Genomic DNA, 24,159 nt, shown 5'->3' on the forward strand with positions numbered 1-24,159 from the left:
GGCAGGCTCTCGTCGGGGATAAACATGGAATCTTTATCGGCAGAAGGAAACACTGAGGTCGTTCAGAATCCGAATCTCGAAGTCATCTCGGTTGCGGGCGTCACGCTTGCCATCATCGTCCGCGACTCGTACTCGAAAGAAGGGGTCAACTTTCTGACGCCAAGAGAGTTTCCTCAGCAGCTCGCCTACATGGAACATCCAGCAGGAAAATTGATCGACGCGCACGTGCATACATGTGTTCCGCGTCGGATCGAGTGGACGCAGGAAGTCCTCTTTATGAAGCGTGGCCGTATGCTGGTCAGGCTCTATACCGCGGATCGAGAACCTGTGACGAGTCGCGTGCTGCTGCCCGGCGATGTCATCCTGCTGGCGGCGGGCGGACACGGCTTCGAAGTACTCGATGACGCATCTTTCATCGAAGTGAAGCAAGGACCGTATATTGGTGAGCAGGAGAAAGTGCGCTTCAAGGAACTCGAAACCGAAAGAGGACCCCGATGATTCCCGTCAATGAACCCCTGCTCGATGGAAATGAAAAGATCTACCTGAACCAGTGCATCGAGACCGGCTGGATATCGTCGGATGGCGCATTCGTCGAGCGCTTCGAACAGGCAATGGCGCAATATGTGGGCCGCAAGCATGCCATCGCAGTGGCAAACGGAAGCGCGGCGCTGGACGTCGCCGCTGCGGCGCTCGGGCTTGGTCCCGACGACGAAGTAATCATCCCGACACATACGATCATTTCCTGCGCATCCGCGATCGTTCGTACGGGCGCGAAGCTGCGACTGGTCGATTCGCGCGCAGATACATGGAACATGGACGTCGCGAAGATCGAAGAGGCCATCACGAGCCGAACGCGTGCGATCATGCCCGTGCACACTTTCGGTTTGCCCGTGGACATGACGCCTGTGCTGGATCTAGCGCGGAAGCACGGGCTCACGGTCATCGAAGATGCGGCGCAGGCCATTGGTCAGACCTACGAAGGGCGTCAGTGCGGTAGCTTCGGTGAGATCTCCTGCTTCAGTTTTTACGCGAACAAGCATATCGCGACGGGCGAAGGCGGCATGATCCTCTGCGACGACGACGCGCTGGCCGCGCGGGCACGAAGCCTGCGAAATCTGTGCTTCAAACCCGAAAGGCGTTTCGTGCATGAAGAGCTCGGCTGGAATTATCGAATGAGTAACCTTCAGGCGGCGGTAGGGCTTGCGCAGTTCGAAAAGCTCGATGCGCACATCGCGAGAAAGCGGGAACTGGGGCGTCGCTATGAATCGCTTTTGCGCGGTGTCCGGGGAATCGAACTTGCACCGGTGGCGTGCGCATATGCCGATAACATCTATTGGGTATTCGGTCTGGTGCTGGATGAAAGTGTGCCCATCGACGCGGACGAAGCGCGCGCCATGCTGGCCGAAGCAGGCGTGAGCGCGAGGCCTTTTTTCTGGCCCATGCACGAGCAACCGGTCTTCCTCAAACAAGGCCTCTTCGAGGGAGAGCGTTATCCGGTCGCCGAACGCATGAGCCGGCGCGGATTCTATCTGCCGAGCGGCCTTGCGCTTACCGAGGCGCAGCAGGATCAGTCGGTGGCCGCGGTTCGAAATATGCTGGCCACATTTCTTTAGGCGAGTCAGTCGGGCGCAGCGTTCCCCTCAAAGGTTCATCGTGACCACTCACGGAGTGCAGCCATGGAAAGCGCAACGAGTTCTGAAGGCGTGGTGACAATGGCGCGCGAGCAGACGCCGGGCATCCGTTCCTGCCGTCGCATCGTCCCGGTCATACTTGCGGGCGGATCGGGCACACGTCTGTGGCCGATGTCGCGCGAGCAGTTTCCGAAGCAACTCATCGGCGTGGTCGGACGGGACTCGCTCCTGCAGGCTACCGTCATAAGAATGGACGGGTTCGCGGGCGACTTCGACGTCGATGCGCAGCCGATCATCGTATGCGGCGAAGAACATCGCTTCACCACGGAAGAGCAGGTGCGCCTCTGCGGTGTGGATGCGAAGATCATCGTCGAGCCCGCACGCCGCGATACGGCGCCCGCGCTCACGCTCGCGGCGCTTGCGGCCATCGATCGCGGCGAGGACGCGATTCTCGTGGCGATGCCGTCGGATCATTCCATTTCGGACATCCCTGCTTTGCATGGCGCAATCGCCATCGCCGCGGATCATGCGGAACGCGGCATGATCGTGACCTTGGGCATTCCGCCGACACGGCCCGACACCGGCTTCGGTTATATACGCCTGGGTGAAGCGCTCGATAACGGTGCGCATCTTATCGACCGCTTCGTCGAAAAGCCGGCGGCCGAACTCGCCGCGCAATACGTGGCCGCGCAAAGTTATTGGTGGAACAGTGGTATCTTCGTCGTTCGGGCGAGCGTGTGGCTCGATGCGCTTCATCACCTCAATGGCGAGATGCACGCGACATGCATCGCCGCGCTCAAGGACGGCAAGGTGGACGGCCGCTTCATTCGTCCGTGTCCGGATCAGTTCGGGCGCGTTCCTTCCGACTCGATCGATTACGCGGTGATGGAGCATATCGGCGACTCCATCTCGCCTTGCAAGGGCGTAGTCGTGCCGCTGACGGCGGGGTGGTCGGATCTCGGCTCGTGGGACGCGGTGTGGGAAGCGATGGAGAAGGACGGACTCGGTAACGTATCGAGCGGACGTGTGGTCTTCGAAGGCGCGACTTCGAGCTATGCGCGATCCGAGGGTGGCCGTCTGGTCGCGTGCGTCGGGACGGCCAACGTCGTCGTAATCGATACCGATGATGCCGTGCTCGTCGCGGACCGTTCGCATGCGCAGGATATCAAGCGCCTCGTCGCGCGCATCCGCGAGCAGCATGCGCCCGAGGCGGAAATGCACCGCAAGGTGCGTCGTCCCTGGGGCTTTTACGATTCGATTGAACGCGGCGAGCGTTTTCAGGTCAAGCATATCGTGGTGGCGCCGGGCGCGCGGCTCTCGCTGCAGATGCATCATCATCGTGCAGAGCATTGGGTCGTCGTTCGCGGCACGGCGCTCGTCACGCGAGGCGATGACCAGTTTCTGCTCTCGGAAAACGAATCGACGTATATTCCGCTTGGCGTGCGGCATCGTCTGGAAAACCCGGGCAAGGTGCAGCTCGAAATCATCGAAGTTCAATCGGGCTCTTATCTCGGCGAAGACGACATCGTGCGTCTGGACGATTGCTACGGCCGCATCTGATCTTATCGACAGCGCTCTCGAAACCGAGGTATGACATGCGCGATTTTCAGGGATTGCTGGCGCGGCTTTTCGATGTCGTCATGGTGGTCGGTGGCGCCACCGTAGCATCGCGAATCCGGTTCGACAGTATTGCCGAGCCGGGCTACTACATGCCTTTCGTTGCCTTTGCAGCGGCGTTTTCGCTCGTGCTGTTCCCGGGTTTCGGCGTGTACGAGTCGTGGCGCGGGCGCAGCAAGCTCGTGCTGGCGAGTCATGTTTCGCTCGCGTGGCTCGTCGTGCAGGCATGCGTACTCGTTCTGATGTTCTCGTTGCATCGAATCGACGATGTCTCCCGGCTCTGGTTTGCATACTGGACCGCGATGTCGGGTGCGCTGATGATCATGGGACGTCTTGCCACGCATGCGGTGCTTGCGCGCATGCGTCACGCCGGAATGAACTTTCATCGGGTGGCTGTCGTCGGTTGTGGGCGGCATTGCGAATCGATCATGAGAAGAATCGAGCGCGCGAGCCATTCGGGTTTTCGCACGATCGCCGTATTCAACGCATCCGCCGAATTGCCGATAACTTCGAGCGTGCCCGTATTCGACGATTTCGATGCGTTCGTCAGGCATGTCCGCGAGGAGCGGGTGGACGAAGTGTGGCTTGCGCTGCCGCTATCGCAAGATCGAACCATCCTGCGCTTCGTAAATGAATTCCGCGACGATCTCGTCAATGTGCGGTTCATTCCCGACGTGCGCAGTCTCGCGCTCTTCGAAAGCGGCGTGACGGACTTGCTGGGGGTGGCCGCGATCAATCTCATGGCTTCTCCGATTTCGCAGAGAGCATTGCTGCAGAAAGACGTTTTCGATCGGCTATTCGCGCTCGCGGCGCTCGTCGCAATTGCACCGCTTTTGATCGTCATCGCCATTGCGGTCAAGGTGAGTTCGCCAGGGCCCGTATTTTTCAGGCAGCGCCGCAAGGGCGCGGATGGACGGGAGTTCACCATCTACAAGTTCCGCTCGATGCGCCTGCATGCCCAGAAGGCCGGCGTCCTCCGGCAAGCTACGCGTAACGATCCGCGAGTGACGCGCGTCGGCGCCTTCCTGCGTCGCACGAGCCTCGACGAACTGCCGCAATTCTTCAATGTATTGCGTGGGGATATGTCCGTCGTGGGACCGCGTCCGCATGCGCTCGAACATGACGATCTGTATCAGAAAGTCGTGCAAGGTTATATCCATCGATATCGGATAAAGCCGGGAATCACCGGCTGGGCGCAGGTCAATGGCTTTCGTGGGGAGACGGACCGGATAGAGAAAATGGAAGCGCGCGTGGCGCATGATTTGTACTATCTGGGGAACTGGTCTTTCTCACTGGATATGCGCATCATCGCCGCGACGGTGTTCAAGGGGCTGCGCAGTATCAACGCTTATTGATCCGGTCGTATCGCGCGGGCATGCATGCGACACGCGCGTATCATCTTTTTCTCGCGACGAACGTCGCTGACAGATCCGCGGCGCCGAGTTCGCCGCCCATCCATCTCACGCTATCGAGTACTTCGAAGCCACTGAGATCCAGCATGAGCTCGACTTCGGGCCTGAACATATAGCGCATGACGTGTGTCTCGAGAACTGTCTCGACGCTTTGCGTTTTCCAGTCCGTCATGAGAATCGTGTATTTGACAGCTACCGTATTATCGTGCGGACGCATCATCGGCTCGGCGATTCGTATCAGCCCTGTATCTTCGCTGCATGCGCGCTTGATACGCACTTTTGGCGGATCGGCAAGCACCGCCGGGCCGTACCAGCAATCGAACAGGAACAGCCCGGAGCGCGGCAGATGCGTAGCCGCCGTGTGGCACATGGCCATGAAGTCGGCGTTGGTCGTCTGATAGCTCGCGACATGGAACAGCGAGACGACGGCGTCATAGAGTTCGTCCGTTCGGACGGTGCGTGCATCGCCTTGCTGGAACTTCAGCCGCCTGGCGACCGAGCCCGGCAGTGTGATGCGCCTTGCATCCGCGCGGGCGAGCATGTCCGCACTGGTGTCGATGCCGGCCACGCTGAATCCTGTCGTTGCCAGTTCCGCCGCGTGGCGGCCGGTTCGACAACCGAGGTCCATCAGATTGCCGCCGACTATTCCATATCGTCCTAGAAGGTTGGCCACGAACTCGGCTTCTGCCTTGTAGTTTTTCTCATGATAGAAAAGATCATAGTATTGCGAGTAGCGCTGACTGAAGCTCATGAGAGGCGGCTCCGAAACGAAAACAAGTCCTCGAGATGTACTCATTCACGACAGAGGGTAGCCACCGCGCGGTTCACGGCTGTACGCGTGACGGAATTCGGCAAGGTGTTGGCCGGGTAGCCGATAGCTTTTGGAAAGCGCCGTTTTCGACGTGGACAAACCAATACATCGAACTGCAATTCGAATGAGATAACTTTCATTCGGACTGAATCTTTCGATCCCGGGAAATAGAAAAAGAAAACGTTTGCGCTTTCCCTCGTTGCGCCATTCGAAGGGCATGCGTTTCGTAAGCTTGCAAATAGATTGGTAGTCCGAATGCTATCGCTGATTACGCGAAGAAACGTGGGCGAAGTCGAAGGCCGTGGGCGCTTGTCGGATCGATGCGGCATTCTCGGCCAAGATCATGCTCTTGCCCGCCACGGCGGAAAGGATGTACCGAATAGAAGACTAACCTGCCGGAATCATACGCAAACTACCCCATATATCTGCAACCGAAACATAGGGAGCTAACGCCATGTCTCACGTTACGGCCTTCGGCGATGCAGAGATCAGCAGTCTTTATCACTCATCTGAAGAGAGAGTGACAAAGCTCATAGGAATTTTGCTTTACGACGGATTCTCTCTTCTCGGTGCAGGAACGCTCGCCGAGGCACTTCATATCGCCAACGAAACGCAGTCGTCCGGCCTGAGCAATGGCGTGACTTATAGCGTTCGTCTGGTCTCCGCGCGCGGCGGCGCGGTAGCCTGTTCGTCGTCGGTATGCGTATGGACGGAGCGATTGGGCGGCCAGCGGTTTCAGGGCTTCGATGCGCTGTATGTCGCGGGCGGATCCGGCGTGACGCGTGCGGCCGCGGATGAAAGCCTCATCGATTCATTGAGGATCGCCTGTTCTCAAAGCGGCGTGGTCAGTTCGCTCGGCAATGGCGACGTGATGCTTGCGGCCGCGGGTATTTCACGGCGCGACTGGGCGTCGGTAGGCCGTGGCGTATGGCATACCGGGACGTCGAAGAGTGCGGCCTCGACAGAACGCAACGACGCGCTGATCAACTCGCTCGCGCTCGTGAAGCGCGATCTCGGCTACGACATCGCGACCGCGGTGGCTGACCGTCTCTCTTCGTCGAGCGATCAGCATCTGCCGATCATGCTGAGCACGATCGGCACGACCACGCTGGCCGAAAAGGCGCAGGAATCCGCACGCTGGCTCGAACGCAATTGCGGACGTCCCATCTCGGTCGGCGATGCGGCCCGCACCGTCGCGATGAGTGAGCGCAACTTCCTGCGTCTGTTCAAACGTGAGATGGGGCTCACGCCGTCGCAATATCTTCTGCGTGCGCGCCTCGATCTGAGTTGTGAACTGCTTGTCAAAAGCGATTTGCCGATCGACAAGATCGCGCGCAGGACGGGATTGACCAATGGAGAGAGATTTTCGAAGGTATTCAGAAAGCAGTTTCTGATGTCGCCGACGGAATACCGGTCGAAGCGGAAAAACGGCGATGCGTTGTGATTGCCGTCGGCATCGAGGATGAAAAACAGCTGCTCGAAACCGAACGCGGTTTCGAGCCAGCGGAACGCGGCCTTCGCGTCCCGATACGTCTCCCGCGATAGCAGAAGGCCTCAGGCGGCAAGCACTTCGTTGACCGCCGCTTGCGCATTCTCCACTGCCGCCGCGTGCTCGCGAATCAGCCGATACACGGTCTCGCCCGGCACGGTCTCCGATTCGAGCAACTGATCGGCGATCGCACGCAACACCGGCTCGTTCGCCTGCAGTAGCGCGAAGCATTCATCGCTCAGATCGTGCAGCAACGCGTTCGCGTGTCCGATCGAATTCTTCAGTTGCAAGCCCGCATACTGCTGCGGCAGGGCGGCAAGACTGAACAGATTGCCGTCCTCGTTGAAGCCGAATTTCGACACCATGTCGAGGCTGATACGCGACGCTTCCTGAAGATCCGACGCCGCGCCGCTCGATGCTTCGTCGAACATCAGCAGTTCCGCATTGCGCCCGCCGAGCAGCACCTGAATCTCGTTGCGCAGTTCGGTCTCGCGATACAGATGCTTGTCCTGCATCTTCGTGATGAGCGCTACGCCCAACGCGCCGCCGCGCGGCAGGATCGTCACTTCTTCGAGCACGCCCGTGTCGAGCAGCGCCGCGACGAGTCCGTGACCCGCTTCATGCACCGCGATGCGCGTGCGTTCGTCGTCGGACAAGGCGCGCTCCGCGCCGTTGACATCCCCGATACGCGCGATCTTGATCGCTTCGAGGAAATGCTTCGCGGACACTTCACGTTCGCCCGCCTTGCGCGCGACGAGGCCCGCCTGATTGACGATCATCGAAAGCGTCGCCGGCGACAGACCCGTAGTAAGACGTGCGAGCTGATCGAAGTCGATATCTTCGTTTTTCTTCTTCAGATTGGCCGCATAGAAACGCAGGATCTCGGCGCGATCATCGAGACTCGGCAGACGCACCTGCACCGTGCGGTCGAAACGGCCAGGGCGCCGCATTGCTTCGTCGAGATTGTCCGGATGATTCGTAGCAGCGACGATGATCACGCCTTCGTTCGATGCGAAGCCGTCCATCTCCGCGAGCAGTTGATTGATGATGCGGTTGCTCTCCGCTTCGACGGGGCCGCCGCCGGTATCGGTGCGCTTGCCGAGGCCATCGGCTTCATCGATGAAGATCACGGTCGGCGCGTTCTTGCGCGCGAGTTCGAACAGATGCTTCACCTTCTGGATGCCGACGCCGTAATACTTCGCGCTGAAATAGCTGCCCGTGATCGCGATGAAGTTCGCGCCGCATTCGCCCGCGAGCGCTTGCGCGAGGCGCGTCTTGCCGACGCCTGGGCCACCCGTCATCAGAATGCCGCACGGTGCGCGCACGCCCATGCCGGTAAATTGTGCGGGCTCGGTCAACCACGCGCGCACATCCGTGAGCGCGGCTTTCGCTTCGCCCGCGCCGATGACGTCGTCGAAACGCAGCGTCGGCGACTCGCCGAGCAACTGCGCGCCGCCCCGCATCTCGCGACGCATGAACCAGAGAATGCCGCCGAGCATCAAGAGCGGCAGCAGAAGGCTCAGGATGTCGCGCGAACGATCGAACATTTCGCTCCAGCGCGCCACGCCCGTTCGCACGTCGGCGTCGGGCAGCCAGACGAGTTGATAAGGCGAGCTCGCGCCGGGCTTCATATCGCCGAGCAGCAGCGCATTGGAGAACGCGCCGTTATGGTCGGCGACGTAGTACTTCTCGCCCTTCATCGTGGACACGAGAATCGCATCCGGACTTACGCCGATCGTCGCGACGTTTCTGTCGCGGATATCGGTCAGCATTTCCGATGCGTCCTTTTCCCGATGCGTCCACGCCGATGCGTCATGGCGCATCTGATTGGCGACACCTGCGAGCGCGGTGGACTGCGATTGCGCGGCACGCAACTCATGGCGCCAATGCAGGAAGCCCACGCCCGCCACGAGCGTGGCTGCGATCACACCATACGCGATATATCGGCCAACACGTGACCGCAGCGAATTCCTTGCCGGTTTCATCAATTCTTTCCCAGTGGGACCGCGAGGGCGGCGCCCGTCAATCTATCGTCGGAAGAAATGGCATCCGAACGTGTCTCTGTTCGTGCTCCGGTGGTGGGATGCCCGCGCGATGTCTTGATCCTCAAGATGGCGAAGCGATCGACCTTGAACCGCAGATCGTCAACCATGCGAGCATGGCCCTTTTATCGGGAAGTGCTCCGCTGGAATGGTGCCCAAAATGCATGACCATTCGATAACGCGGAACAGCGCGCGAACGAGCGTCAAACACGTCGTTTCAGCTTTCACGTCCCTTTTTTTAATTAACGGCAGGTGACGAGTCTTCTTGACGACCGTGTAAAAAGCGGATGATCCGCGCTCGCGGCGTGATGCAGGTTTGATGGCGTATGCAGGACGGAGCAAGGATATCACGGGAAAAAGCTATGCTCCATCCGGTAAGGAATACTGCTTGCTTAAGCTAGTCCACTGTCCGCGACATGGGGCGCGCGGCGGATCTGAACCGGAGGGACATAACATCATGTTGTATTACGCGTTGGTCTTTTTCATTATCGCGATCATCGCCGCCGCCCTCGGGTTCGGCGGCATCGCGGCAGGCGCAGCGAGCATCGCGAAGATTCTATTCTTCATATTCCTCGTCATCTTCCTCGTGACGCTGGTGATGGGCCTCATGCGACGTTGACGGCCGTCTGGTACGAGCGTCGTGTCGAGGCTGGTCGGCACGACGCTCTTTCTTCGCGAATCAATCTGCGATCCCGTCGCTCGCTTCTACGATCAACTTGAGCGACGCGTCCGGATCGTTCATCTCGCCGATCGCAAGCAAGGCAAAGCGCGCGAGAAAAAGCGATGCCTTCGCTTCGCCGAGTTGCGTCATCGTTTTGCACAGGCGCGTGTAGACGGCGTCGAGTTCTGCATCGTTCATGATCTTCTCCCTCGTTCAATCGGTTGATGCGGACAGCGCGCGTGCGATCGCCGCTTCGATGTCGTCTGGTTGCGCATCGCGCCAGCGGCCGAGCACGTGGCCATCGGGCCGCAGCAAATACACAGTGCCGGGCCGCGCGTCGTAACGCTCGAAGATGCGGCCCGTGTGATCCCATGCGTGCACGCCCTGCGCTCGCGGATGAAGATGCGCGCTCAACGGCACCGCCCTGAACGGCAATCCGCTCGCGCGCAACGCGTGCGCGAGCGTCGCGAATGCGGCGGGCAAAGCGCCATCATCTGTAAAGCACAGCGCGGTAAAGCTCGGGCCGGCGAGATCGGTCAGATGCGCTTCGCGTCCATGCCCGGCCTCCACGATCGTCACCGGATACTCCGCCAGCACCGCGCCGGGAACGGGCCCCGATGCGAACACATCGCGATCGGCGATGTTCAGTGGCGAGGTCGCATATGTGATCGCCGAGGTCTGCCGCGGATTGATCAGCGAGCGCACTTCGGGATGCCTAGCCGCGAGACTCAGCACCGCCGTGCGCATCAGATCGAATGCGAACGAAGGCGGCGCCATGAACTCCGTGCTCTTCGTGCCGTAGCTCAGATTCTCGTGCGTGGCGGCGACGCGCTCGTCCGAATAGCTGTCGAGCAGCGTATCGGACGCGAGTCCCTTCACGACGAGCGCGAGCTTCCACGCGATGTTGTCGGCATCGTCGATACCGGAGTTCGCGCCGCGCACGCCGAAGATCGGCACGAGATGCGCAGCGTCGCCCGCGAACATCACGCGCCGATGGCGATAGCGTTCCAGCGTCAGCGCATTGGCCTTGTAGATCGTGATCCAGATCGGCGACCATGCGCCCGTTTCGCCCATCATGTCGAGCAGGCTTTGCAGGCGCGGGATGACGTTATCGGGCTTCACGGCTTCGTCGGCATCTTCGCCGTCGCGTAGTTGATAGTCGATGCGCCATACGTTGTCGGGCTGTTTGTGCACGAGCACGGTCGAGCCCGGATTCGACGATGGATCGAAGTACGCGAGCCGCTCCGTCGGCCGCTCGCTTTCGAGTTCGATATCGACGATCACATAACGGCCTTCATAACTCGTGCCCTTGAGTTGAAGACCGAGCGCTTCGCGTATCGTGCTGCGGCCGCCGTCGCTCGCGACGACCCACTCGGTTTCCAGCGCGTAATCGCCATCGGGTGTCGTGAGTTGCAGCGTCGCGCCATCGTCGCGCGCGTCGATCGATTTCACGCGTGTCTGCCAGCGAATATCGATGAGCTCGGCGCGCTTCTCGGCGGCATCGAGCAGAAACTGTTCGATGTGATATTGCGCGAGGTTGACCATCGGCGGCAGCTTCTGGTTTTCGTCCTGCGGCATCGTGAAATGCAGCACTTCCGTGTCGCGATAGAAGCTTCGGCCACCCGTCCACGGCAGGCCGGTTTTCAGAAAACCGTCGAGCGCGCCCAGGCGTTCGATGATCTCCAGGCTGCGCCGCGAGATGCAGATCGCGCGGCTGCCGTGACACACGGAATCGTCCGCTTCGATCAGCACCGAGCGCACGCCATGATTCGCGAGGCCGAGCGCGACCGCGAGCCCGACCGGGCCGCCGCCGACGATCGTCACGTCATGACGTTTCACATCGACGCCTTTTTCCAGCGCCGGAACGCGCGCCGCATACTTTTTCGCCGTGAACGGATACGGCTTGAATGGCTTGTTCATCCAGTGCTCCTTGCGTGATTCCTTAGACGGCTTGTGCTTTGTTTTGCGTGATCGGCAACATCGTCACGACGAGCGCGCCGAGCGCGAGCAATATCGCCGAATAGATCAGCCCCGACGTGAAGCTGTGCGTCGCGTCCTTCAGCCAGCCGACGATCAGCGGATTGAGCGCCGAACTGATGTTGCCGGTCGCATTGATCACCGCGATGCCGATGGCGCGCGCTTTGAAGCTCAATGCGTGATCGGGCGTGGTCCAGAAGATCGACATCGCCGTATACGAGCCCGCCGACGCGAGGCACACGCCGAGCATGCGCAACGCTGGGTTCGTCGAACATGCGGTGCAGAGCCAGCCCGCGGCGGAGAAGAGCATCGGCAGCATCAGGTGCCATTTGCGCTCCTGCTTGCGATCCGAGCGGCGGCCCCAGACGATCATCGCGACGATCGTGCAGATCTGCGGAATCGCCGCGAGCAGGCCGATCGTGCGGTTGCTCGCATCGGCGCTGAAGCTCTTGACGATGAGCGGCGTCCATACGGCGACCATCGCGAGGGTGTTCACGAGGCAGAAGTACGCGATCGCGAACTTCACCACGGTCGGCGAAAGCAGTTCCGCGACGATGCCCGCGCCTCGTGCATGCTGCGTCGGCGTGTTCGCGTCGCCGGAATGTTCCGATGCGAGCGTGGCGGCGAGCGCGCGTTTTTCGTCGGCATCGAGCCAGCGCGCGGTGGCGGGACTGTCGTCGAGATAGCGATACACGACGAGGCCGAGCAGCGCCGACGGCAAGCCTTCCAGCAGAAAGAGCCATTGCCAGCCCTTCAGGCCGAGCGTGCCGTCGAGCCCGAGAATGAAGCCGGAAAGCGCCGAGCCGACCGCCGCGGTCACGGGCATCGCGATCATGAAAAGCGCATTGGCGCGCGCACGGTATGCGCCGGGAAACCAGTACGTGAGGTAGAGCAGGATGCCGGGCAGAAAACCCGCCTCCGTGACGCCGACCAGCACGCGCAATACATAGAGCGACGTGGGGCTCGTCGCGAACATCGTGGCCGTCGAAGCGAGGCCCCACGCGATCATGATCGTGCCGATCCAGCGGCGTGCGCCGATGCGCGCGAGCACGATGTTGCTCGGAATGCCGAACGCGATGTAGGCGACATAGAAGAGCGTCGTCGCGAGCCCGAATTGCGTGCTCGTGAGGCCGAGGTCCTTCATCATCGTCAGGCCCGCGAAGCCGATGTTGATGCGGTCCAGAAACGAGAAGAAGAACAGCACGAAGAGGAACCACAGCAGATGCCGCGAGACTTTCGCGATCACCGGTTGTTCGTGCGTGCGGGGTATGGGCGTCGCGTTCAATGCGCCGCTTGCGCGGGTGGATTCCATGCTGTCGTCTCCGGTCGTGTCGCTCTGTCGGACATCTGATGCGTCGGAGTATGAAGCGCGGGATCGGGCCGCCTGTCCTCAATTTGGGTACAGCGCGAGGCCGTCAGCGGATCGGGGAAAACACGGATACGTTCGAAGAGTTGTCAGACCTTGCCCGGCCCGATGCACAGCGCGAACAGTTGCCGCTGGCTCGAAATGCCGAGCCTGCGGTACGCGCGCTTCTGATACGTGACGACGCTCGTCGCCTTGATGCCCATCGCATCGCCGATTTCCTGCGCGGTGCGGCCTTCGAGCACGCCGGTCAGCACGTCGAGTTCGCGCTTGGAGAGTTCGGGGCACAGGCCGCGCACGCGCGCGAGCATGAGATGCGAGATCGGCATGTCGCGCTGCCCGCAGATCGCGTAATGATGCTTCGCCGCGTGCGCGATGAGCGGCGCCATCGCTTCGATCAACGCGATCTCGCGCGGGTGGTAATTGCCGAAGCGCGTGTCGCGATACAGGTTCACGGAGAGCCACAGATCCGCGCCCGGCTGCACGAGCAGCGACACGCGGTCCGATACGTTCGGCTGGTGATAGCACGCCGCGCGATACGCCTCGTTGGCGATATCCTCGCTCGTCTGCCGATGCAGCACGAGCATGGAGCCGGGCTTCTCGTTGCGCGCCGAGGAAACGATCTTCTGATTGCCGTCGAGCGCGTAGAAATGGCGCGCGTAAGTGTCGGCGACATCGCGCAGGAAACGTCCGCCGCGATGATCCGCCACCGACACCGTGCGCGGCCGGTTGCCGAATTCATACGCGAAGATCGTGCATTGCGAAATCGCGGCGACGTCGCCGAGCAGCTTCAGCACTTCGGCGGCGAGCGCGTTGGAATCCTCGCTGCCGATCGACGATACAAGCTCCGTCGCGCGGCTGAGATCCAGCTGCCCGTTCGAGGAGACGCGGTCGAGTCGCCAGGAGCGCATGATGGGCTAGACGAGATACGTGTGGATCCCGCTATTCTAAGCCCGCGCTTTCATCAGCTAACGCGCGATGGCCGAGCGCAGCGCCGCATCGCGGCGCACGATCCAGTTGAAGAGCGGCGTGGCCATCAGCGTGCTGAGCACGGCCATCAGCACGAGGATCGAAAACAGTCCGGGCAGGATCACGCCCGCCGCAAGGCCGATGTTGATGATGATGAGCTCCATCAGCCCGCGCGCGTTCATCAGCGCGCCGATGGCCATCGCGTCGCCGGAAGGCTCGCCGTTCGCGCGCGCGGCCGCCCAGCATGCGATGCCCTTGCCGCCGAACGACGCCAGCAGAATCGCCACGGCCGCGAGCATGATGGCCGGGTCCATCAGCATGTCGAGCCGCGTGTTGAGGCCCGAGTAGGTGAAGAACATCGGCAGCAGAAACACGACGACGAAGGGCTGCAGCATGTCGCGCAGCTTTTCCGTCAGCGGGCCGCGCGGCAGCGCGACGCCGAGCAGAAAGCCGCCAAAGACTGCATGAATGCCGATGGCGTCCATCGCGAATGCGCAGAGCGAGAACAGCGCCAGCACGGTGGCGAGCACGCTCGTGGGCAACGGCGCGTGCGGATTCAATCCGGCCGCGAGCCGGCGCAGCAACTTGCCGCCGGCGAAGATCATGAAGAGCGCGAAAGCCGCGCCGCCGCCGATCGCCGCATACGCGCCCATCCACGAGCCGCCGAAGCTCGCGAGCACGATCGCGAGGATGCACCACGCGGCGGCGTCGTCGAATGCGCCTGCGGTGAGCGCGAGCGTGCCGAGCGACGTGCCGGTCAGCCCGCGTTCGTGGATGATGCGCGCGAGCATCGGAAACGCGGTGATCGCGATCGCCGCGCCGAGAAAGAGCGACGCCTCGTAAAGCCGCACCTTCTCCGCGAAGAGACCGGGGATCGTGTGCAGCCACGGCGTCAGCGCGAACGCGAGCGCGAACGGCGCGACGATGCCCGCGATCGACACGCTCATCGCGCTTTTAGCGCGGGCGCGGAAATGGTCCGCGCGAAACTCCGTGCCGACGAGAAACATGTAGAGCCCGACGCCGAGCTGCGCGGCGACGTAGAGCATGCCCATCGTCGCCTTGGGAAAGAGCGCCTGCTGCCAGTGCGGCAGCAGCATCCCGAAGAGCGAAGGGCCGAGCAGCACGCCCGCGATCATCTCGCCGACTACTTGCGGCTGACCGACGCGCTGCGCGAGCCTGCCGACGAGCTGGCTCGCGAGCACGATCACCGCGGCCTGGGCGAAAAAATAGACGGACAACTGGGAAGACGGCATCTTTTGAGCAGCGAATAACGGACGACGGGAGTCTGAGGGCGAGGGCGGCGATCTGTCAACGTGCTGACGGGGGCTTGCCATGCGCATTTCGTACCGGTATTGTGCAAGCGTTCGACAAAGCGTCACGGAAGAGTTCGTCCTCGCGACGACGCCGACGGAGCAACCGCCCCGGAAACTCTCAGGCAAAAGGACCGTGCGCGCTGGAACATCTGGAGAGCGGCGCCTTTGCGCGCCCACCGAAGGGGAGCCCCGGTTGCCGACGTGAACGTCGGGTGGCACGCGGGCGAAACTCTCAGGTACATGGACAGATGGGGCATCGGTGCCGGCTGCGGCATGTGGCCAAGGCCGGCGATGCTCAATCAATCTGGATCATGTCATGTCACGAATCGCCATCATCGGCGCCGGGATCACCGGCGTCACGACCGCTTACGCCCTTGCGCAGCGCGGTTTTCACGTCACCGTCATCGAACGTCATCGCTATGCGGCGATGGAAACGTCCTTCGCCAATGGCGGGCAACTGTCGGCGAGCAATGCCGAAGTGTGGAACAGCCGCGCCACCGTGCTGAAAGGCCTGAAGTGGATGTTCACGCGCGACGCGCCTCTCCTCATGAATCCGCGGCCGGGCTGGCACAAGTACAGCTGGATGGGCGAGTTCCTGCGGCAGATTCCGAACTATCGTGCGAATACGGCCGAGACCGTGCGTCTTGCGATCGCGGCGCGCGAGCATCTGTTTCGCATCGCGCGGGACGAGAAAATCGACTTCGATCTCGAACGGCGCGGCATCCTGCATTTCTACGCGAGCCGCAAGGAGTTCGACGCCGCATCCAAAGTGAACGAGATCCTGACCGGCGCGGGCCTCGACCGTCACGCGGTGACGCCGGAAGAGATCGCATCGATCGAGCCGACCCTGCGCGGTGCGTTTCATGGCGGCTTCTTCACGCCGTCCGATTCCACCGGCGACATCCACAAGTTCACGCGCGGACTCGCGGATGCATGCGCACGGCACGGCGTCGAGTTCCGCTACGACACGTCGGTGACATCGATCGACGAACAGGCGGGGCGGCTCGCGCTGAGCGTCGAGCACGCGGGCGAGACGCAGGCGCTCCAGTTCGACGGCATCGTGATCTGCGCGGGCGTCGGCAGCCGTGCGTTCGCATCGATGGCGGGCGATCATCTCAACGTCTATCCGGTCAAGGGCTATTCGATCACCGTCTGCCTCGACGACGCGCGCAGCCGCGATCACGCGCCGTGGGTCAGCCTGCTCGACGACCGCGCGAAAATCGTCACGAGCCGGCTCGGCGCGGACCGTTTCCGCGTGGCGGGCACGGCGGAGCTGAACGGCTTCAATCGCGATATCCGCGCGGATCGCATCGCGCCGCTCGTCGAATGGACGCGGCGTCATTTCCCCGATGTATCGACCGCACGCGTGATTCCGTGGAGCGGCCTGCGCCCGATGTTGCCGAGCATGCTGCCGAAGGTCGGGCAGGGCAAGCGTCCGGGCGTGTTCTACAACACCGGGCACGGGCATCTCGGCTGGACGTTGTCGGCCGCGACGGCTGAGATCGTCGCGGAAACGGTGTCGCAGCGCCTGCCTTCGAAGCGCGTGCATGTCGGCGCATCGTCGCAGGTGAGGGTGAATACGCCGGCGTGATATCGTCGGCGCACTGTTCACTGTCCGAAGGAGCGCGCAATGGCCGAACTCGTCAATTGCCTGTGGTTCGACGGTAATGCCCGTGAAGCGGCGGAGTTTTACGCCGCCACCTTTCCCGATAGCCGCGTCGGCGCGGGCCATGCGTCCGCGAAGCCGGGCGTGGGGCAGGGGCCGGAGCTGACCGTCGAGTTCACCGTCCTCGGCCAGCGCTTCCTCGGACTGAACGGCGGCCCCAACTTCAAGCCGAACGAAGCGGTGAGCTTCATGGTGCATACCGCCAACGCGGAAGAGACCGATCGCTACTGGAACGCGATCGTCGGCAATGGCGGCGAGGAAAGTCGGTGCGGCTGGTGCAAGGATCGCTGGGGTTTTTCATGGCAGATCACGCCGAAGCGGATGCTCGAGATTTTCAGCGGCCCCGATCGCGAAGCCGCGAGACGCGCGATGGACGCGATGATGACGATGAAGAAGATCGACATCGCCGCGATCGAGCGCGCGGCGGCGGGCGGCTAAAGGCTCAGCGATCGAATTCCTTCGTCTGATCGGCTTCCTCGAACATCTTGCCGAAGCCCGTCGGCACGAGCACGACGGAGCGATCGGCGGGATCGTAGTGATCGGCGAGTGCGAACGCTTCCGAGATGATCGTCTGCACGTCCTGACGCAGCATCGTCACGTCGAAGGACAAATGCGCGGCGAACGGGTCCCAGTCGAAGCAGCCGACGACCGCCGATTTCCACGCATCGGGCGATAACGTCGATGTGAACTGCACGAGACCTTCGAAGGCGGTGATCGAGTTCATCAGCAAGCCCGATGGCAACCGGCCGAGCTTCTCGTGGCGGACCGCGAGCGCGCGTCTCGCGGACGCGGCGTTGTAGCCGCAGCATTCGACGGCATCGGACGCGGGCGCGATGCGCCGTGCTTCGAACGCATCGCGAAAGCCCGCGATGCGCGTCTCGGTCGCGTATTCGCCTGCCACGCCGCCGAGCAGAATCAGTTCGTCCGGAGATTCGCCGCGCGCGATGAGCTTGTCGATCAGCACATCGGTGATCGCGCGCGCGCCGCTGCGATTGTCCGACACGACCGAAGGCGCGCCGTCGCCGGGCAGATCGACGTTGATCGACGGCACGCCAGCCGCCGAGCACAGCGCGTTGAGCGGCGCCGGATTGCGCACGCCGGCGATGAACAGCAGTTCGACTCGCTGTGACAGCAGCGTCTCGGTGACGCTCACTTCGACAGCGGGATCGCGCTGCGTGCCGACCACGATCGGACACAGACCGCGGCTGCGCGCCTGATCCTCGAAAGTCTGCGCGAGGCCCGCGAAAAAGCGGTTGCGGTAGTGCGGCAGCACCATGCCCGCGAGCCCCGATCGCGACAGCCGCAGCCCGCGCGCCTTCATGTTGACGTTGTAGCCGAGCGTGCGCGCGCTCTCCAGAATCCGGTTCGCCGTCTCCTCCTTGATGCGATAACGCGTCCAGGTGCCGTTCAGCACCATGCTCACTGTGGCCGTCGACGATCCCGTCGCCTTCGCGATGTCGTAGATCGTCGACTTCTTTCCGGGGGTATTGCTGACCATCGGGCTTCGCTCCAACCGCGTGTGTTTTCCCAGACGGTAGCCTGTCCGAAAGACGGAACCGAACTAGGGTTTGTCCGAGTCGACCCTGTTGCTGAATAGATTCAGCATACGCCGAACCGGGTTGCTGAATGGATTTAGCGTCATTCGTCCAGACACCGGCGCATCTGGAATTCCGATCACTCAACTGGGCGTCTGCTCGATGTGTGCGGATGTCCTCCGGAGGAGACATGTCCAAGAATATGATTCGCTCGTTGTGTGCAGGCGTGGCCGCATTCGCGTTGGCAATCGGCATGGCCTCGGCGTCGCCCGACAAGCCGGTCATCGGTGTCGTCGTGAAGATCGGCGGCATTCCGTGGTTCAACGCGATGGACGCCGGCATCAAGAAGCGCGCCGAGCAACTCGGCGTGAAGGCGTTCATGGTGGGCCCGACGAGCGCCGATCCGGCGCTGCAGGTGCGCGCGATCGAAGATCTCATCGCGCAGAAGGTCGATGTGATCGGCGTCGTGCCCAACGATGCCGAAGTGCTCGAACCCGTGTTGCAGCGCGCCCGCGCGGCCGGCATCAAGGTCATCACGCACGAATCGCCCAAGCAGAAGAACGCCGACTGGGACTTCGAACTCGCGTCGGTCAAGGGCTTCGGCGAGGCGTACGCGAAGCGTCTGGGCGAAGCGCTCGGCGGCAAGGGCGAATACGCGGTGTTCGTCGGCTCGCTGACGGTGCCGCTGCATAACGCATGGGCCGATGCGGCCATCGCGTACATCAAGGCCAACTATCCGGGCATGACGCTCGTCGGCGACCGGTACGGCGTCGCGGAAGACGTCGATGCATCGCGCAAGACCGCGCTCGATCTGATGCGCGCGCATCCGAATCTGAGGGCGATTCTCGCGTTCGGCAGCCAAGGGCCGATCGGCGCCGCGCGCGCGGTCCAGGAAAAGCAGATGAAGGGCAAAGTGCTCGTGCTCGGTCCGTTCTCGCCGGGGCAGGGCCGCCGTCTCGTTCACGACGGCGTGCTGACCGGCGGCTACATGTGGAATCCGGCGCAGGCCGGCGAAGTCTTCGTGACGCTCGGCACGATGGTCGCGAAAGGTCAGCCGATCAAGGACGGCACGAACATTCCGGGTCTCGGCGTCGTGCATCCCGATGGCCACAACCTGATCGTCGATCAGCTGGTCGATCTCAACGAGAAGACCGTCGACGAACTCGCGAAGTCGGGCCTCTGAGCGTTGCATGATGCGCGAAGCCGCCGCCGCCGAACCTGACCGCACGCCTTTGCTTGCGCTCGACAACATCTCCAAGGTGTTCGGCGGCGTGAAGGCGCTGAAGGCCGTGAAGTTCGACGTCATGCCCGGCGAAGTGCTGTGTCTCGCGGGCGAGAACGGCTGCGGCAAGAGCACCATCATCAAGATCATCAACGGCGTGTATCAGCCGGAGCCGGGCGCGGTGATGCTGATGGACGGCGAGTCGATCGAAGGTCTCGATCCGGCGCGGGCGCGCGAGCTCGGCATTCAGGTCATCTGGCAGGATCTCGCGCTCTTTCCGGAGATGACCGTCGCGGAGAATATCGCGTTCGAGCAGAACCTCGGCGGGCGTCCGCGCTTCGTCAATTACGGGAAGATGAAAGAGGCGGCGCGCAGGATTCTCGCGCGGCTCGGCGTCGGCATCGATCTGAACCGGTCGGTGCGTTCGCTGTCGATCGCGCAGCGCCAGATCGTCGCCATCGCGCGGGCGCTCGTGCGTGATGCGCGCCTCGTGTTCATGGATGAGCCGACGGCATCGCTGAGCCACGCCGAGACCGAGGCGCTGCTCGCGATCGTGCGCCGCCTGTCGGCGGACGGCATCGCGGTGGTGTTCGTGAGTCACCGGCTCGCGGAAGTGCTCGAAGTCTGCACGCGCGTGACCGTGCTGCGCGATGGTCAGTACGTCGGCACGTTTCCGACCGAAGGGATGACGCAGACCCGTCTCACGGAACTGATGACGGGCCGCACCTTCGATTACGAAGTGCGCAAGACGGACCTTTCCGCGGCGCCAGTCGTGCTGGACGTGCGGGGATTGTCGCGTGGCCGCGAATACGCTGATATCTCGTTCGTAATCCGCCGAGGCGAAATTCTGGGCATGACGGGACGACTGGGCGCGGGACGCACGGAGCTTGCATTGTCGTTGTTCGGCATGACGCGGCCGCGCGCCGGATCGATGCATATCGAAGGCAGAGAGATCGCACTGCGCTCGAATCGCGATGCGATCCGCAAAGGCATCGCGTATGTGTCCGAGGATCGACTTTCGCTCGGACTGGTGCAGCCGCAATCGATCGGCGACAACACGGTCGCCGCGGTGCTCGACCATCTTCTGGACGCGACGCATCTGATTTCTTCGCGCAAGCGCAACGACCTGATCGCGGACTGGATCGCGCAACTCGCGGTGAAGATCGGCAAGCCGGACGATGCGGTCTCGACGCTATCGGGCGGCAACCAGCAACGCATCGTGCTCGCTAAATGGCTGGCGACGAACCCGAAGCTGCTGATCCTGGATTCACCGACTGTCGGCGTGGACGTGGGCGCGCGCGCCGGCATCTTCGCGATCATCCACAAGCTGGCGGCGCTCGGCATGGCGATCCTGCTCATCTCCGACGAAATTCCCGAGGTCTATTTCAACTCGGATCGCATTTTGCACATGCGCGACGGCCGCGTCGTCGGGGAGTATGTGCCGGGCGCGACGACCATGGAACACATCGAGCGAGACGTCCATGCCTGATCTGCGCAAATTCGGGATCGGTTCGATCGAGGCGCTGCTGATCCTCGTGATCGCCGTGATGATGATCGGCCTGAGCCTCACGACATCGACGTTCCTCACGCTGTCGAACCTGTTCGATCTGCTCAACCAGAGCTCGGTCAACATCATCTTCGCGGTGGGATTGCTGGTTGTGCTGATCGCGGGCGGCATCGACATTTCGTTCGCCGTGGGGGCGTCGGTCGCGCAGTATCTGACCGCGCTGACCGTGATACGGCTCGGCGGCGGCAACTGGGCGCTCGGCTTCATCGCCGCGGCGTGCTTCGGATTTCTGCTCGGCGCGTTCAACGCGACCATCATCTATCGCTTCAAGATCGTCTCGATCGTCGTGACGATCGCCACGTTCAACGTGTTCTTCGGCGGCCTCATGTTTCTGACGGGCGGCGTGTCGATCTACGATCTGCCGGACTGGTGGGTCGATCGCGTGTCGATCGTGCATTTCGATACCGCGAGCGGCGCGGCGAATCTCGCGCTGCCCGTCGCGGTGATGGTCGCGATGGTCGCGGCGACATGGTTCCTGCTGCGCCGCACGACCACGGGCCGCCAGCTCTACGCGATGGGCGACAACCCCGAGGCGGCGCGGCGCGTGGGCGTGAACATCGGCGCGATGCATTACATCGCGTTCGGCTGGCTCGGCATGATGGCGGGCATCGCGGGACTGATGCAGGCGCACTACGTGCAGGAAGTGGTGCCCAACGCGCTGTACGGCCGGGAGCTCGATGTGCTCGCGGCGGTGGTTCTGGGCGGCGCGCGTCTCGGCGGCGGACGCGGCACGATACTCGGCGCGATCCTCGGCATTCTGCTCACCGCGATCACCGCGAACGGGCTGAATCTGCTCGGCATCTCGCCGTATGCGTTCAAGATGATCATCGGCGCGATCATTCTCGTCGCGATCACCTTGTCGAGCGGCGGCTTCGCGAAGCTCGTGGGATCGCGTTTCGCGCCGGCAGGCGGCAGGGCTTCGTCATGAAAACGCGCTCGTCCCAACCGCTCGTTCCCGCCGATGTCGCCGGGCTGCTCGGCTTTCTCGTCATCGTGATCGTCGCGATGAGCTTCGCGTCCGATCGCTTCTTCACCGCGAGCACGTTCGTATCGGTCGCGTTCCAGTTGCCCGAGCTCGGCTTCTTCACGCTCGCCATGCTGATGCCGCTGATCTCCGGCGGCTTCAATCTCGCGGTGACGTTCACGGCCAACATCTCGGGCCTCGCGATGGCCTATGTGCTGCACACGCACGGCGGCGCGGACGCGGGCGCGCTCGCGATCCTGCTCGGCATCGCCGCCGCGCTGGCGACGGGCGCGGCATCGGGCTGGGTGATGGGCGCGGTGATCGCGCGAACCGGCGCGAGCCCGATTCTCGTCTCGCTCTCGATGATGATCTTCCTGCGCGGCCTCGGCGAATTCCTCACGCGCGGCGGCGATATCTCGGGCTTTCCGCCGTTCGTGCGCGAGATGGGCAACGGCGTGTTTCTCGGCGTGCCGATTCCGCTGTGGATTTTCATCGGCTGCGCGGTGCTGTGGCATGTCGTGATGACGCGTTCGCGGCTCGGCTTCGCCACGCGCATGATCGGCTCAAATCTCGAAGCGACGCGCTATTCCGGCATCGCGACGACACGCGCGGTCACGCGCATCTACATGTTGTCCGGACTGATGTGCGGCGTCGCGGGCGTCGTGATGGCGGCGCAGTTCAATTCGGTGCGCGTGGGTCATGGCGAGGCGTTTCTGCTGATCTCCGTGCTGGCGTGCTTCCTTGGACGCGTCGATCCGTTCGGCGGATTCGGACGCGTGGTGCCGGTCGTCATCGCGCTGGTGATTCTTCAGGTGATCGCGTCGGGATTGAATCTGCTCGGCGCGAATCAACATCTCGCCACCGCGTTGTGGGGCGTGTTCCTGCTGGTGGTGATGCTCATCCGTTGGGCGTGGGCCAACGGCATTTCCAAAACACGGTTCCGCAGGCGCGTGACCGCATCGGAGGGAGTCGCACGATGAACAAGCTTGGCGTACATGCACTGGTGTGGGAGGGCGATCTGACGCCGGAATCGACACGCAAGGTGATCAGCCAGACCAGGGCCGCCGGTTTCGATCTGGTCGAGCTTTCGCTGCACGGGCCGAAGGTGATGGATCTCGCGTTGACGCGCGATCTTTTGCAGGAGCACGGGCTGGATATCGGCTGCTCGCGCGGACTGACTTTCGATGCGGACGTTTCGAGCGAAGATGCCGCGACGGTCGCGCGAGGTGTCGCGTTGTTGGAGGAAGGCATCACGATTACTTCGGAACTGGGCGGCGGTTATTTCGGCGGCATTCTCTACGGCGCGATGGCGAAGTATTCCGCGCCCGTCACGAAGCAGGGCCGCCGCAATGCGGTGGATTCGCTCAAGCGTATCGCCGAATTTGCGCAGAAGAAGAATGTGACGCTCGGGCTCGAAGTGGTGAATCGCTATGAGAGCAATTTGCTGAACACGGCGTCGCAGGCGCTCGCGCTGATCGACGAAGTGAACGCGCCGAATGTCGTCGTGCATCTCGATACGTATCACATGAATATCGAGGAATCGGATTTCATGCAGCCGGTGCTGGAGTGCGGGAAGCGGCTCGGGTATGTGCATATCGGGGAGAGCAATCGTGGGTATCTCGGATCGGGGACGATCGACTTTTCGCAGTTCTTTCACGCACTCGCGATGATCGGGTATCAGGGCGTCGTGACTTTTGAGAGTTTTTCGTCGACGGTCGTGAACGAGCAGTTGTCCAATGCGCTTGCGATCTGGCGCAACCTTTGGGACGACGGGATGGATCTCGCGGTGCATGCGCGTGAGTTCATCGCGGGGGGGATTAATGCCGCGGCGATGGCGCGGGAGCATCATTGATGTTGGTGTTGGGTTTGGGGTAGCGTGGGGGGTTGTTTCGCCGGATCCCGGTTTCGTGTTGGTTTATA

General features: G+C 62.3%; 21 protein-coding genes and 2 riboswitches. Of the genes, 13 read left to right on the top strand and 8 right to left on the bottom strand.

The window, feature by feature from the left end; all coding sequences use genetic code 11:
• Nucleotides 1–24: 24 nt before the first annotated feature.
• From PQR08_RS11305 to PQR08_RS11320, 4 genes are all read left to right on the top strand, one after another.
• The gene (locus PQR08_RS11305) at nt 25–498 is read left to right on the top strand and encodes a cupin domain-containing protein (protein WP_250486515.1); all 474 of its coding nucleotides are present in this window, start codon (nt 25–27) and stop codon (nt 496–498) included.
• On the top strand, nt 495–1,613 hold the full coding sequence (locus tag PQR08_RS11310) for a DegT/DnrJ/EryC1/StrS family aminotransferase (protein WP_250486516.1): 1,119 nt from the start codon (nt 495–497) through the stop codon (nt 1,611–1,613). Before PQR08_RS11305 ends, PQR08_RS11310 begins: the two co-directional genes overlap by 4 nt.
• A 99-nt stretch (nt 1,614–1,712) precedes the next feature.
• The gene (locus tag PQR08_RS11315) at nt 1,713–3,191 is read left to right on the top strand and encodes a mannose-1-phosphate guanylyltransferase/mannose-6-phosphate isomerase (protein ID WP_250486530.1); all 1,479 of its coding nucleotides are present in this window, start codon (nt 1,713–1,715) and stop codon (nt 3,189–3,191) included.
• 35 nt (nt 3,192–3,226) lie between these two features.
• Nucleotides 3,227–4,603 (top strand): undecaprenyl-phosphate glucose phosphotransferase, encoded by a 1,377-nt coding sequence (locus PQR08_RS11320; protein WP_250486517.1) that lies wholly within the window; start codon nt 3,227–3,229, stop codon nt 4,601–4,603.
• Nucleotides 4,604–4,643: 40 nt separating this feature from the next.
• On the opposite strand, the gene PQR08_RS11325 is transcribed toward PQR08_RS11320, so the two are convergent.
• A complete protein-coding gene (locus PQR08_RS11325; protein WP_238212316.1) occupies nt 4,644–5,411 on the bottom strand; it encodes a class I SAM-dependent DNA methyltransferase in 768 nt (255 codons plus the stop codon).
• Between the two features lie 514 nt (nt 5,412–5,925).
• On the opposite strand from PQR08_RS11325, the gene PQR08_RS11330 reads away from it, so the two are divergent.
• Nucleotides 5,926–6,915: a GlxA family transcriptional regulator gene (locus PQR08_RS11330; protein ID WP_284509162.1), complete on the top strand. Its 990-nt coding sequence runs from the start codon at nt 5,926–5,928 to the stop codon at nt 6,913–6,915.
• A gap of 110 nt (nt 6,916–7,025) precedes the next feature.
• On the opposite strand, the gene PQR08_RS11335 is transcribed toward PQR08_RS11330, so the two are convergent.
• Complete coding sequence (locus PQR08_RS11335; protein WP_250486519.1) at nt 7,026–8,945, bottom strand: AAA family ATPase; 1,920 nt, start codon at nt 8,943–8,945, stop codon at nt 7,026–7,028.
• A gap of 514 nt (nt 8,946–9,459) precedes the next feature.
• On the opposite strand from PQR08_RS11335, the gene PQR08_RS11340 reads away from it, so the two are divergent.
• Nucleotides 9,460–9,621 carry a DUF1328 family protein gene (locus PQR08_RS11340; RefSeq protein ID WP_035508907.1) on the top strand — a complete coding sequence of 54 codons (162 nt, stop codon included), beginning with the start codon at nt 9,460–9,462 and terminating at the stop codon, nt 9,619–9,621.
• A gap of 60 nt (nt 9,622–9,681) precedes the next feature.
• Here the strand turns inward: PQR08_RS11340 and PQR08_RS11345 are convergent, their stop codons facing one another.
• From PQR08_RS11345 to PQR08_RS11365, 5 genes are all read right to left on the bottom strand, one after another.
• Nucleotides 9,682–9,861 (bottom strand): hypothetical protein, encoded by a 180-nt coding sequence (locus PQR08_RS11345; protein WP_238212312.1) that lies wholly within the window; start codon nt 9,859–9,861, stop codon nt 9,682–9,684.
• A gap of 15 nt (nt 9,862–9,876) precedes the next feature.
• Nucleotides 9,877–11,583 (bottom strand): FAD-dependent oxidoreductase, encoded by a 1,707-nt coding sequence (locus PQR08_RS11350; protein WP_408161288.1) that lies wholly within the window; start codon nt 11,581–11,583, stop codon nt 9,877–9,879.
• 22 nt (nt 11,584–11,605) lie between these two features.
• The gene (locus PQR08_RS11355; RefSeq protein WP_250486521.1) at nt 11,606–12,952 is read right to left on the bottom strand and encodes an MFS transporter; all 1,347 of its coding nucleotides are present in this window, start codon (nt 12,950–12,952) and stop codon (nt 11,606–11,608) included.
• A gap of 143 nt (nt 12,953–13,095) precedes the next feature.
• Complete coding sequence (locus tag PQR08_RS11360) at nt 13,096–13,914, bottom strand: helix-turn-helix transcriptional regulator (protein WP_187606850.1); 819 nt, start codon at nt 13,912–13,914, stop codon at nt 13,096–13,098.
• A 57-nt stretch (nt 13,915–13,971) separates the two neighbouring features.
• Nucleotides 13,972–15,225 (bottom strand): cation:proton antiporter, encoded by a 1,254-nt coding sequence (locus PQR08_RS11365; RefSeq protein WP_250486522.1) that lies wholly within the window; start codon nt 15,223–15,225, stop codon nt 13,972–13,974.
• A 115-nt stretch (nt 15,226–15,340) separates the two neighbouring features.
• Nucleotides 15,341–15,429: riboswitch (glycine riboswitch) on the top strand.
• A gap of 2 nt (nt 15,430–15,431) precedes the next feature.
• Nucleotides 15,432–15,536: riboswitch (glycine riboswitch) on the top strand.
• 65 nt (nt 15,537–15,601) lie between these two features.
• Between PQR08_RS11365 and PQR08_RS11370 the strand changes: the two genes are divergently transcribed.
• On the top strand, nt 15,602–16,876 hold the full coding sequence (locus PQR08_RS11370; protein ID WP_250486523.1) for a D-amino acid dehydrogenase: 1,275 nt from the start codon (nt 15,602–15,604) through the stop codon (nt 16,874–16,876).
• Between the two features lie 39 nt (nt 16,877–16,915).
• Nucleotides 16,916–17,389: a VOC family protein gene (locus PQR08_RS11375; RefSeq protein ID WP_250486524.1), complete on the top strand. Its 474-nt coding sequence runs from the start codon at nt 16,916–16,918 to the stop codon at nt 17,387–17,389.
• A gap of 4 nt (nt 17,390–17,393) precedes the next feature.
• Here the strand turns inward: PQR08_RS11375 and PQR08_RS11380 are convergent, their stop codons facing one another.
• Nucleotides 17,394–18,449 (bottom strand): substrate-binding domain-containing protein, encoded by a 1,056-nt coding sequence (locus PQR08_RS11380; RefSeq protein ID WP_250486525.1) that lies wholly within the window; start codon nt 18,447–18,449, stop codon nt 17,394–17,396.
• Nucleotides 18,450–18,676: 227 nt separating this feature from the next.
• Between PQR08_RS11380 and PQR08_RS11385 the strand changes: the two genes are divergently transcribed.
• Genes PQR08_RS11385 through PQR08_RS11405 form a run of 5 tightly spaced genes read left to right on the top strand, consistent with a single transcriptional unit; the run spans nt 18,677 to nt 24,091 of the window.
• Complete coding sequence (locus PQR08_RS11385) at nt 18,677–19,669, top strand: substrate-binding domain-containing protein (RefSeq protein ID WP_187606845.1); 993 nt, start codon at nt 18,677–18,679, stop codon at nt 19,667–19,669.
• Between the two features lie 7 nt (nt 19,670–19,676).
• Nucleotides 19,677–21,197 carry a sugar ABC transporter ATP-binding protein gene (locus PQR08_RS11390; protein ID WP_250486526.1) on the top strand — a complete coding sequence of 507 codons (1,521 nt, stop codon included), beginning with the start codon at nt 19,677–19,679 and terminating at the stop codon, nt 21,195–21,197.
• The gene (locus PQR08_RS11395) at nt 21,190–22,203 is read left to right on the top strand and encodes an ABC transporter permease (RefSeq protein WP_187606843.1); all 1,014 of its coding nucleotides are present in this window, start codon (nt 21,190–21,192) and stop codon (nt 22,201–22,203) included. Before PQR08_RS11390 ends, PQR08_RS11395 begins: the two co-directional genes overlap by 8 nt.
• Nucleotides 22,200–23,219, top strand: coding sequence for an ABC transporter permease (locus PQR08_RS11400; protein ID WP_187606842.1), 1,020 nt, complete (start codon nt 22,200–22,202; stop codon nt 23,217–23,219). The genes PQR08_RS11395 and PQR08_RS11400 overlap by 4 nt, the downstream gene beginning before the upstream one ends.
• Entirely contained in the window at nt 23,216–24,091 is an 876-nt protein-coding gene (locus tag PQR08_RS11405) for a sugar phosphate isomerase/epimerase family protein (RefSeq protein WP_250486527.1), read from the top strand. The genes PQR08_RS11400 and PQR08_RS11405 overlap by 4 nt, the downstream gene beginning before the upstream one ends.
• Nucleotides 24,092–24,159: the final 68 nt, after the last annotated feature.

The sequence above is a fragment of the Caballeronia jiangsuensis genome (assembly GCF_046030135.1).
Classification (GTDB): Bacteria; Pseudomonadota; Gammaproteobacteria; order Burkholderiales; family Burkholderiaceae; genus Caballeronia; species Caballeronia jiangsuensis.